The organism is Komagataeibacter rhaeticus (genome assembly GCF_003207855.1).
Classification (GTDB): domain Bacteria; phylum Pseudomonadota; class Alphaproteobacteria; order Acetobacterales; family Acetobacteraceae; genus Komagataeibacter; species Komagataeibacter rhaeticus.
The window spans coordinates 15,734-26,833 of sequence record NZ_NKTZ01000011.1 but is presented as its reverse complement, the minus strand read 5'-3'; the positions used below and the strand labels follow the sequence as shown (position 1 = coordinate 26,833).

Annotated in this window: 7 protein-coding genes and 1 tRNA gene; 3 read left to right on the top strand and 5 right to left on the bottom strand. The window is 63.5% G+C overall.

Features of this window, described 5'->3' with window-relative positions; genetic code table 11:
• Nucleotides 1–2,691: a hypothetical protein gene (locus CFR78_RS11015; protein WP_034930049.1), complete on the top strand. Its 2,691-nt coding sequence runs from the start codon at nt 1–3 to the stop codon at nt 2,689–2,691.
• Between the two features lie 21 nt (nt 2,692–2,712).
• Here the strand turns inward: CFR78_RS11015 and CFR78_RS11010 are convergent, their stop codons facing one another.
• The 4 genes from CFR78_RS11010 to CFR78_RS10995 are packed head-to-tail and all read right to left on the bottom strand — an operon-like array spanning nt 2,713 to nt 8,037.
• Nucleotides 2,713–4,389, bottom strand: coding sequence for an ABC transporter substrate-binding protein (locus CFR78_RS11010; RefSeq protein ID WP_034930046.1), 1,677 nt, complete (start codon nt 4,387–4,389; stop codon nt 2,713–2,715).
• Between the two features lie 14 nt (nt 4,390–4,403).
• A complete protein-coding gene (locus tag CFR78_RS11005; RefSeq protein WP_034930043.1) occupies nt 4,404–5,033 on the bottom strand; it encodes an SCO family protein in 630 nt (209 codons plus the stop codon).
• Nucleotides 5,033–7,807: a DNA polymerase I gene (polA, locus tag CFR78_RS11000; protein WP_034930040.1), complete on the bottom strand. Its 2,775-nt coding sequence runs from the start codon at nt 7,805–7,807 to the stop codon at nt 5,033–5,035. The genes CFR78_RS11005 and polA overlap by 1 nt, the downstream gene beginning before the upstream one ends.
• 14 nt (nt 7,808–7,821) lie before the next feature.
• The gene (locus tag CFR78_RS10995; RefSeq protein ID WP_007397416.1) at nt 7,822–8,037 is read right to left on the bottom strand and encodes a zinc-finger domain-containing protein; all 216 of its coding nucleotides are present in this window, start codon (nt 8,035–8,037) and stop codon (nt 7,822–7,824) included.
• A 62-nt stretch (nt 8,038–8,099) separates the two neighbouring features.
• On the opposite strand from CFR78_RS10995, the gene CFR78_RS10990 reads away from it, so the two are divergent.
• Nucleotides 8,100–9,197, top strand: a complete 1,098-nt coding sequence (locus tag CFR78_RS10990; protein WP_034930036.1) for an alpha/beta fold hydrolase — start codon at nt 8,100–8,102, stop codon at nt 9,195–9,197.
• Between the two features lie 57 nt (nt 9,198–9,254).
• Nucleotides 9,255–9,331 (top strand) — tRNA-Arg (locus tag CFR78_RS10985).
• Between the two features lie 134 nt (nt 9,332–9,465).
• Here the strand turns inward: CFR78_RS10985 and CFR78_RS10980 are convergent.
• Nucleotides 9,466–10,476: a hypothetical protein gene (locus CFR78_RS10980; RefSeq protein WP_146221279.1), complete on the bottom strand. Its 1,011-nt coding sequence runs from the start codon at nt 10,474–10,476 to the stop codon at nt 9,466–9,468.
• Between the last annotated feature and the right edge of the window lie 624 nt (nt 10,477–11,100).

The window sequence follows — 11,100 nt, the reverse complement described above, 5'->3', positions numbered from 1 at the left end:
ATGACCAGTCCCCACGCCCCTTCCTGGTTCACCGCCCCGGACAGCCGGTTCAGGACAGCGGCCTTCTGGTTCTGGCATTTCCTCCCGACCGAAGAACAGTGCCTCCAGACCATTCGTGACATGAAGGCGGCCGGACTGGGCTGCGTGCTGGTACAGGCCCGGCTTCCCCTTCCGCTTGAAACCTATCTTTCGGACGCCTATCTCGCCCGGTGCCGGTTTGTTGCACGGCAGGTGCACAAGGCAGGCATGCGGCTTGAAATCTATGATGAATATGGCTGGATGTCGGGCCATGGCGGGGGCCGGACCATTGCCGGTGCCGACCACCTGCGCGAACGGCATCTGTTCTGGGTGTCTGGTACGATCCGCAAGGGGCAGGCAACGCTGGAACTGACGGGCATCCATTCCACCTTCCTTTCCTTCCTGGGGACAGCGGGCAGGAACTGGTGCTACGAAGGCGGGCAGCCCCTATGGGGTGACTGGTCCGTAATCGGCGGGGGAACATGGCATGCAGGGCGGCCTGCCTGCACCGTGCCCGCCACACAGGTCACGATTGGCGAAACCCGGCCCGATGGGTGCGTGCTACATGTCCATGCCCCCACCCTTGCCGATGGAACGGACATTACCATTCTGGTCGCCGGCCGCTGCAAGACGTCACGGCTGATCAACTACCTGCTGCCCCAGGCCGGCCAGCATTTCATAAAACAGGCATACGAACCGCTTCTTGACGCATTTCCCACGGCAGAGGCCTTCTTCTTTGACCATCCCTATGCCGGCTTTTACCAATGGGACGGACAGTCCGGCACCATTGGCAACAGTATCCTGTGGGATGAAAGCCTGCTGGACGCCAATTTCACGCTGACCGGTTTCCTGACCTGCCTTTATGGAGAAGGCGCGGAAGCCGGGCGCCTGCGGGGCGCTTTCTTCAATCGGTACATCCGGAAAATGCACGAGGCATTTTTCGGGGTGCTGCGCAAATGGTGTGACACACACGCGATTGGCCTGACCGGCCATGAACTGCTGCCCCATGTCGGGGGCTGGGCCCTGCGTGGCGGCCTGAACGGGTTTGACCCCCGTGTCATGCCCGGTAATGACCCCTTCGGGATTGATGCCTACAAAACCCGGACCGTCATGGATGCGGCCGATTACAGGCCCCAGCTTTCCGCCATACTGGGTGATTCCGTGGCCCGGAGCCATGGCCGCAGCCGCTGTACAGTGGAACAGTATTCGACAGGAAGGGAAGTCGGCCGCCCCTCCCTGCAGGGGCAATGGGACCTTACCCTTGACCGGTTGCGCGCGCAGATGCTGCGCCACACGCTGCAGGGGGCACGGCGCGTACTCCTGCACGCCGTGTTCCAGCCCGAAATCCTTGCCTTGGCCAGTGACGCCTGCCCTGATCCCCGCTTTGATTTTCCGCCGGGTTTCAACCTGCAGCCCTGGTGGCGCATGGCGCCGGGCGTCATGGATGAAGTGGCACGGCTTTCCGCCTTCCTTGAAGAGGGGACACCCGTCCGGTCCGTCGCGCTACTCTATCCGCTGGAATCCCTTTTGGAAGGAACGGACGGGACAACACCCGCCTGCGCGCTGCATTTTGGCGCCTGGGCCGAGGCACTGTTCGATAACGGAACAGGCTATACCATTATTGATGAAAACCAGATCCATACGGACAATATTGAAAACGGCCTTCTTAACGCAAGATCCGGAACGTTCAGCTGCATCATCATTCCGGCCATAACCACATTCCGCAATACGGAAACACTGCGGGCACTGGATGTGTTTGCCAGATCCGGTGGCCGGCTGTTCTTTTCACATGACAGGAAGCCCGACGCCATTCCGTCAGGCGGCATGGAAAAAACCCTGTGCGGCACAGGCCATGTATCGGGCATTGACGAGATCGGCCATCATGTCAAAAAACATTTCCAGAAAGATATTTTCCATATCGAAAATATGCCGCAACGTCTGGCATTGCAGGAAATGGATGAGGCAACACGCCGGATTGCCGCATTCAATGATTCAGGCCAGATGCAGCATGCGGTCCTGCACCCCGCCCCTTACCACCGGAAGATCACGCAATGGTTTTGTGAAAGCGGAAAGACCCGGACACTCGCCCATCTTCCCGCAGGCTGCGCACTGCGCATGATATTGCGGCCCCTGGCACTCACTACCCTGGAAACACGCCGTGTGCCGCCCGCGGCGGCATGGCTGGCGCCAGACAGCCACCCTGTCCCCGCGCCTGGCGCACGCCCGGTCATCCTTGGCAGTGGCTGGTCTTTCCAGGCCGGTGAGAAGGCCCAACCCCACCCCATCCATGTTGACCGGGGCTGGGAGGCACAGGGCTACCCCGCATTCTCGGGTGAAGGCCTTTACACCCTGTGCACCACGCTGCCCGCACACAGGGACGACCAGACATGGTACCTTGTCCTTCCCGAAGTGGGGGGCGCGGCGGAATGCTTTGTGAATGGCCAGCCCTGCGGCGGAAGCATCGGACAGGAAGCCGCATTCCCGCTGACGGACCATGCCGGTGCAATATCCATCCATCTCAGCCTGTACAATACCCTGTTCAACAGCCTCTACGCCAACCGGCCAGACCGTGACCCGCGCGGATCGACCCGATCGGGGATACTGGCACCGCCCCGGCTTGAACTGCGGGAAAAGACCGCCTGCCTGCGGATCGTACCGCCTGCCGCCCTGTAATGTCCCGACCGTACCGGCCCCCTAACGAACCCACACGCGTGAAAACGCCATGTGGTACAGGCTGGTGGAGAAATAATGACCCAGCCGGGGCGAGACCAGATCCACATAGCTTATGCTGATCATGGGGGCGGCAGGGGCAAGACGGGTGATGCGATCGTCCACCTGCTGCCACAGTACCTGCGCCGCCTGCGCGTCGGGCGCCTGCCGGATGCGTGCCACCAGCGCCTGGACCACCGGGTCGCACAGGCCCGATATGTTGATCGAACTGTCGGAGCCGGGATGGAAGTTCTCGCAACCGAACACGGTATCTAGGAAATTGGAGGGGGAGGCATAATCCGCATACCACCCCATCAGGCTGATCTGGACGTGGTTGGCCGTGTTCTGCGCATAGGACAGTTCCATGGCGGGTGAGAGCGGATGCAGTCGCGCATGGTAGCCAATGGCCTGCAGCATGTCGCGCAGATAGGTGCCCATGCTGGTGTCCATGGCCGTGGCCTCGACAATCAGGGTCACGTCCTGCCCCTCCGTCCCGCTTTCATGCACAAGCTGGCGCGCGCGGGCCAGATCGGGGTGGGCCCAGACAGGGGCCGGATGATCGGGATCGGCCCCCTGTGTCCACGCACAGGCGCCATCACCGGGCAGCAGGCCCGGCGGCACCATGCGGCACAGCGGGGCGGCGATGCCCGACCCGCCATACAGGATGGTCATGGCGCGGCGGTCCAGCGCGTAATTGACCGCCTGCCTGGCCTTGATGCTGCTGAAGGGCGGGATGTTCACATTCATTGGCAGGAACAGAAGGCCGTAAAGCGGATAGACGTGTACCTGCGCGGTGTACTGTCCGCCGATCTCACCCAGTCGGTCCAGTGGCTTGAGACCGGCCATCCAGTCATACTGCCCGCGCTCCACCGCGGTCAGCGCGTCTTCCTCCGACAGGCCGAAATCATAGTTGATGCCGTCCACATAGCCATCGGGCTGGGCCGTCTCGCTCCATTCATGAAAGTAGGGATTGCGCTCCAGCCGCATGCCCTGGTCGGGACTGGATGAGACGATGCGGTACGGCCCAGTGCCGGGTGCGATATCATTGCCCAGATCATGGGCGGGAGTACTGGCGGGCAGGATAACCGCGTGGCCGAAGGCGATCTTGTACGGGAATTCGGAATCCGGTGCGTTCAGGCGGATGGTAATGCGCCGGGTGGCTGCATCCGTTTCCACCCCGCCCTGCAGCGTACAGGCCGCTGGCGCGCGCAGGCAGGCATCCGCGCCGATGATGCCGCCGTAAAATGACCCGGCCGTAGGCGAACCCACCATGAAGATCCGCCGCAGCGAAGCCGCCACATCCGCCACCGTAACCGGCGCGCCATTGGAAAAGCGGATACCCTCCCGCAGCGTGAAAACCCATGTCCGCCCCCCATCCAGCCGCTCGGGCATGGCCTGCGCCAGATCGGGCACGACCTGACTGCCTGCCGGTCCCTCCAGCTTGGGATAGGTCAGCAGCCCGTCATAGACGACGCTTTCCAGCTGCATGTACTGGCTGGTGTAGTTGATCTGCGGGTCCAGCGTTCCGGCGGAACTGGCTGCGGTCAGCCGTAACGTGCCGCCCCGGTGGGGGCTGGCCTGCGTATCTGCCCGCGCGGGCAGGCCAAGCAGCGCAAGCCCGCCCGCAAGGACCAGGCCCGCATGCCGCCACGCGGGTTTCATGCGCGGCCCCTTTTTCAGTGCCCGCCCTGCGCGTTCATGAGTTCGCTCATCCGCGCGGTGATCTCGGCCGCCGTGGCGGTGGCGGGCAGGCTGCCTTCATACCGACCAGTCGGAGACATGATCACGATCTGGGTGGCGGGTTCCATGGTGTAGTCGCCATTCTCCCCCTCATGGCGGACATAGGGGGCGTGGTATTCCTTTGCCACCGCCTCGATCATCTTGGGCGATGCGGTCATGACCGTGACATGCGAGCCATAGCGCAGCGCATAGGTACGCAGCACGTCAGACGTATCGCGCATGGGGTCAAGGGTAATGAAAATGGGCACCGCCAGCCGCGCGCGGTCGTGGCCCAGTGCTTCCACCCCTTCCGCCATGGCCTTGACCGTGGCGCCACAGACCGTATCGGGGCAGTGGGTGGAACCGAAATAGACCAGCATCCACCGGCCCCGGAAATCGGTATCCAGCACCGACCCATCCGCCCCATTGACCAGACGGAACGACCCGCCCACCGGGTTGCCATAGCTGGTCAGCGGCACGGGCGCGCTGTCCGACCAGCGGTAACCCACATAGCCAAAGATTGAAGAAACCACCACAATGGCCAGCCCGACCAGCAGGAAAAACCGGTCCCGTTCATTTCGCATCATCAGTGTGCATCCGCCCAGTTCGTTCCGGTCCCGGTTTCCACGACCAGCGGCACCGAAAGGGTGGCTGCGGATTCCATGACCTGCCTGACGAGGGCTGCCAGACGATCGGCATCATCCTTGCGCACCTCGAACACAAGTTCGTCATGGACCTGAAGGAGCATGCGTCCGTCAAGCCCCGCATCCGAAAGGGCTGCAGGAATTCGCACCATGGCGCGTTTTATGATGTCCGCCGCCCCGCCCTGCAGCGGGGCGTTGATGGCCTGACGCTCGGCATAGTTGCGGCGCACGGCGCTTTTGTCGGCAATGCCGGGCACCCAGCAGCGGCGGCCGAAGGGCGTGGTCACGTATCCCTTCGCCCGGGCTTCGGCCTTTACCCGTTCCATGTAATCGCGGATACCGGGATAGCGGGCGAAATAGGCATCGATATAGCCCCGCGCCTCCCCTGGCGGGATGCCAAGCTGGCGGCCCAGGCCAAAGGCGCTGATACCGTAGATGATGCCGAAATTGATGGCCTTGGCGCGCCTGCGCGTCAGCGGGTCCATGCCTTCGAGCGGTATGCCGAACACTTCGGACGCCGTGCGGGCATGGATGTCCTGCCCCAGCGCAAAGGCTTCACGCAATGCGGGGATGTTCGCAACATCGGCCAGCAGCCGCAGCTCGATCTGGGAATAGTCGGCCGAGACGAGGAGATGCCCCGGTGCCGCGACAAAGGCACGGCGGATGCGCCCGCCTTCTTCCGTGCGGATGGGGATGTTCTGCAGGTTCGGATCATTCGATGACAGCCGCCCCGTTGTCGTCACCGCCATCTGGAAGGAGGTATGTACCCGCCCCGTTGCCGGATTGATCTGGTTGAGCAGCGCGTCGGCATAGGTGCTTTTCAGCTTGGCGAGCTGCCGCCAGGCCAGGATGCGCGCAGGCAGGTCGTGCCCCTGATCCGCCAGATCCTGCAACACCGATGAGTCCGTGCCCCACGCCCCCGCCTTGGTGCGCTTGCCACCGGGCAGGCCCATTTCATCAAACAGGATCTCACCCAGCTGCTTGGGGGAACCGACATTGAACTCACGCCCCGCCAGCTTGTGGATCTCGGCCTCGATCACACCCATGCGCTGCGCGAACTCGATGGACATGGCGCGCAGGTCATCCGCATCCACCGCAATGCCCGCACGCTCCATATCCGCCAGGATCGGGATCAGCGGGCGTTCCATTTCCTCATACAGCGCCAGCGCGCGACTGGTGCGCAGCCGGGGCCTGAGCACCTGCCACAGGCGCAGGGTCACATCGGCGTCTTCCGCGGCATACGGCGTGGCACGCGCGATATCGACCTGCGAGAACACTACCCGGTTGCGGCCCGTACCCGTGACTTCATCATACGGAATGGGGCTGTGGTCCAGGGTCAGGCGCGAGAGTTCATCCATCCCCTGCCCGTGCTGTCCCGCCGACTGGGCATAGGAAATCAGCATCGTGTCATCAATCGGCGCGGGCTGGACGCTGCCTGCCTGTGTCAGCACCAGCAGGTCGAATTTGGCATTCTGGAACACCTTGAGCACCGACGGGTCGGCAAACAGGGGTTCGAGAATTTCCAGCGCCGTCCCGACCGGCATCTGGGGCGTGCCAAGGCTGTCCATCAGGTCAACCTGATGGCCCAGCGGGATATAGCACGCCCGCCCGCATTGCGGGGCGAGCGAGATGCCGACCAGCGGGGCGGTCAGCGGGTCCAGCCCGTCGGTTTCCGTATCCACCGCGCAGACGCCGCTGGTGCGGGCCTGCTCCACCCACTGGCGCAGGATTTCAGGGTCGGTTACCGTCTCGTACGGGCCATACCCCTCGGACGGGACTGGCGGCAGTGCGCCTTCCGGCTCCGCCACGGCGGCGGGGTGCGCATGGGCGGATATGCGCGGGCGCGGCTTCGCCTTCAGCCCCATGCGCTGCAGCAGAGAGGAGAACCCCATCTCCGCCAGCCATGCGCCCAGCCGCTCCATGTCCACATCGCAGCAGACGAGGGCGGACAGGGGTTCAGGGCACGGTGCGTCCTCACGCAATGTCACCAGTTCCAGCGACAGGCGCGCCATGTCGGCATGGGCCAGCAGGTTGTCACGCCGCCTGGACGCCTTCATGCCCTCGGCCCCGGCCAGTATGCCATCCAGCGACCCGTATTCCGCCATCAGCGCCGATGCGGTCTTGGGTCCGATGCCGGGCACGCCGGGCACGTTGTCCACCGGGTCGCCAATCAGGGCCTGCACCTGCGCCACCCTGTCCGGGGTCACGCCAAACTTGGCCTCGACTTCCTTTTCCCCGATCGGCCGGTTCTTGATCGGGTCCATCATCATCACGCCGGGGCGGATGAGCTGCATGAGATCCTTGTCCGACGAATAGATGGTGCACTGCCCGCCCGCGTCAGTCACCTTGCGGGCATAGGCCGCGATCAGGTCATCGGCTTCCCATCCCGCTTCCTCCAGCGCGGGCACGCCAAAGGCTGCGGTCGCGTCGCGCACAAGGCTGAACTGCGGGCGCAGTTCCTCTGGCGGTTCGGGGCGGTGGGCCTTGTATTCACTATACAGGTCATTGCGGAACGTATGCCGCCCGGCATCGAATATGACCGCCAGATGGGTGCCCGCATGCTCGCGCAGCAGGCGCGAAAGCATGTTGGAAAAGCCATAGACCGCGTTGACGGGCGTGCCGTCGGGGCTGGTCATGGGGGGCAGGGCGTGAAAGGCGCGGAAAATGAAGCCCGAACCATCCACCAGGATCAGGTGAACCTGCTTGTCGCTGGACATGTCTCAGTATGCGATCAGTGCTCGCTGCCCGCCGGTGCATCGGGGTTCAGCACGAACAGCCGCGAGCAGTAGGGACAGAATGTCTGGTGGTGGCCAATGCGCAGGAAAACGCGCGGATGCCCCAGGGCACCCAGACCGCCATCGCAGGATAGGGTGCGCGAATCGACAACGATGGTTTCAATCGTACCCAGGCGCGGGTGTGGAACGGGATCGGGGGACAGGGCTTGCATGGTATACGGGCCTCGGGCTGTTATCCGGCTTGGATTTGCATTGATCCCGCCGGTAAGGGATCATGCGCTGGGTCATGATGATACGCAGGATTGCCGTGCTTTCAAACATTCGCCTGTCACGCCTGCTTTATCCAGCGCTTTTTCTCATGCTGGCGGCATGCGCCACGCGGGAATCCCCCGCCCCCGTCCCCCCGGCGCGGCACCCTGAACTGGCCCGCCTGGTCCCGGCTGACCGGGTAGTGAACCTTACGGGCGTGGGCCGTGTGCCGCTGCGGATCTGGAATGCGCACGGGCGTGAGCAGGCTGTCATCTTGGCCCTGCATGGCTTCAATGACAGCCGGGATGCGTGGGAACGCCCGGCCCCGGCGCTGAATGCGGCGGGGCTGACCCTGATTGCCCCCGACCTGCCCGGTTTTGGCCAGACCGCGCAGCGCGGTAGCTGGGCAGGCACCGACAGCCTGCTGCATACGGCCACCAGCCTTCTTGCCACCATCGGGCGTGAACATCCCGGCGTGCCGCTTTATGTAATGGGCGAAAGCATGGGTGGCGCGCTGGCTGCCCTTATGGCGGCCCGTCCTGACGGACCGCCGGTGGCGGGGTATATCCTGCTGGCCCCGGCTTTATGGGATCTGGACGGGGGCACACGCATCACCACGCACCTGATGGCCGCCATGGCACCGGACTGGCGGCTGAGCGGGCGTGAACTGCCCGTGCATGTCACCGCCGCCGATGACAGGCTGGCGCTGGCACGCCTGTATTACGACCCGCTGACCCTGCGGGATACCCGCACTACGGCGCTTGCGGGGCTGACCGACCTCATGCATCAGGCGGCCTCGGCCTGCGCGCGGGTACGTGGCCGGGTACTCGTTGTGTATGGCGGCCATGACCAGATCATTCCCCCCGCTGCCATGGCACGGGCCTGGCGGCGGCTGCCCGCCACAACGCGGCATGACTACAGCCCGGGTGGCTACCATCTGCTCCTGCGCAGCCGGGAGGGGGAACGGATCACAGCGGATATCGTGGCATGGATCGAGCGGCCGGACAGCTTTCTGCCTTCGGGCGGGGATGCGGCGGCGGCGGCCTGGATGGCGGACCAGAAAGGGCGCGACGCCCCGCTGCCCATTGCACCGGGATGGATGGACTGGATCGCGCCGCAATGATTTTTCCTGATTTGAGGGGTGGCGTTCAGCCCGGTCCCGATGTATGCAGGCGGAAGTGGACTCGTAGCTCAGCTGGATAGAGCGTCGCCCTCCGAAGGCGAAGGTCGAAGGTTCGAATCCTTTCGAGTCCGCCATCAATCTCCACACAGCATCCTCAAATACCCCTTGGGGGGCAACAGTCCATGATCAGGCATGACTGCCAGTTTTCGGACATCCATGGGCTTGGGTGGCGTTCAGGGGCCGTGCCCAGGCGGGGCCGGCGCCACGGTCAGAAACCCAGCAGGACGCGCAGCCTGTTGGGTATCCCCATCAGGGGCATGGAATCCTTGGGATAGACCCGCCCGTGATAGGCGATGCACATGTCCATCGGGTATCCGAAGATATGGACATTCTCCCCCCCTTCCGACACGGCCATGACGGGTTGCAGATGCAGGGTCTCCAGCACGCCAGGGCCGGATAATGGCATGAAATAGCCATTGGCGCCATGATAGAAGGAGACCGACTGTACGGTTTCCTCTTCCCCTTGATGGGGTTTCAGGAAGCGCAGGATGTTATGGACCGTCAGCTGCGTGCGAAACGTAGGCGGGTACTGGCCGCCACCCGCGGCCGCCTGCACAACCGCGATGACCTGGTTACGGTCATTGAGGAGTGCCGCCCCCGATACCCCCGGCATCAGGGCGGAGGGATCGGAAAACCACCCCGTCAGGATGCCCCGGTACACCGGCACGATCTCCAGCCCCCTGATCGAATCATACCAGTTCCTGACATCCACCATATCAAGCAGTACCGCACCATCCCCGTTCATGCCGGCGACGGCGGAATCCACCTCCTGCGCAAGGCGGCTTCCGGACAGGATGGTGGCCGGGTCCTGTCTGGCCTCCCCCAGGTATTTGCCATACCGGTCGATGACACGGATCCTGCCATGCGTCTCCAGCGCATGCTGTACTACATGCCGCACCGTCAGGATGCGGTTATGTCCCCCGGCCGTGCGGCTGTTGCGGATGATGGTCCCCGTACCACTCCTGTCGCCCCTGCCATCGGGGCCTTCAACATAAAGGAACACGACGGCATCCAGCGCCGCGCGCTCGGCCCCCGGTACGCGCTGCCCGTCGAAACACGATTCATCCGCCACGATATCCGGACCGCTTTGATGGGCCATGTCCCTGTGGGCAATGACAAAAGGCCCCAGACAGTGCCCCGTGGTCACGACCGCCACATACGTCCCCACCGCCATCAGGCACACCAGAAACGGTCGTTGCGACAGGTAGCGAAGGATCACGCCGGGGGTCAACGCATCCCCGGCATGACGGAATGGTACAAGGAGGAAGCAGGCTGGCTGGCTGGCAACATGTCGCCCACATATCACGTGAACGTGATATATTCCACAGTATAGTTGGCCTATCCCCTGGGACAGAATCACCAAACAGGACATTCGGACGCCTGCTGGACGCCGTGTACCAGAAAAATCCGGTCATCATGGGAAATTTTCTGGAAAACAAACCTGTTACTGGCCGCCTTACCATGCCACTTCTCTTTATAAAACAAGGTTCCTTCCGGAAATTTCCATTATTTTCTACCAGTGCACTGCTTTCCTGCGCCGAATATCCGGCAGATACCACCTGCCGGCCCATGCCCGGCCTGTCCCATGAACAGGGCGCTCCCAGCCGCAATGCGCGCTGCACTGCCATTGCCCGCATCATGGCCCCACCCGCCATGGGGCCCGCCCCGCAGCGACGCGCATCCCGTCAGCGCGATATCCGCCCCCGGATCACAGGCCGCGCCACGCAGCCGGTCGATCGCGGCATTACACGGGTAGAAACTGACCTGGGTCAGTCCGGTACAGGCGGAGACAGGAATCGGCCCCGAGAAGGTCCGTCACTTCATGCCCGCTCGCGGTCATCCT

What these genes read in the sequence shown, in the direction of transcription:
- polA (WP_034930040.1), bottom strand. Translation starts at nt 7,807, where the DNA reads ATGTCCAGCGACAAGCAGGTTCACCTGATCCTGGTGGATGGTTCGGGC.
- CFR78_RS11005 (WP_034930043.1), bottom strand. Translation starts at nt 5,033, where the DNA reads ATGATGCGAAATGAACGGGACCGGTTTTTCCTGCTGGTCGGGCTGGCC.
- CFR78_RS11015 (WP_034930049.1), top strand. Translation starts at nt 1, where the DNA reads ATGACCAGTCCCCACGCCCCTTCCTGGTTCACCGCCCCGGACAGCCGG.
- CFR78_RS10995 (WP_007397416.1), bottom strand. Translation starts at nt 8,037, where the DNA reads ATGCAAGCCCTGTCCCCCGATCCCGTTCCACACCCGCGCCTGGGTACG.
- CFR78_RS11010 (WP_034930046.1), bottom strand. Translation starts at nt 4,389, where the DNA reads ATGAAACCCGCGTGGCGGCATGCGGGCCTGGTCCTTGCGGGCGGGCTT.
- CFR78_RS10990 (WP_034930036.1), top strand. Translation starts at nt 8,100, where the DNA reads ATGCGCTGGGTCATGATGATACGCAGGATTGCCGTGCTTTCAAACATT.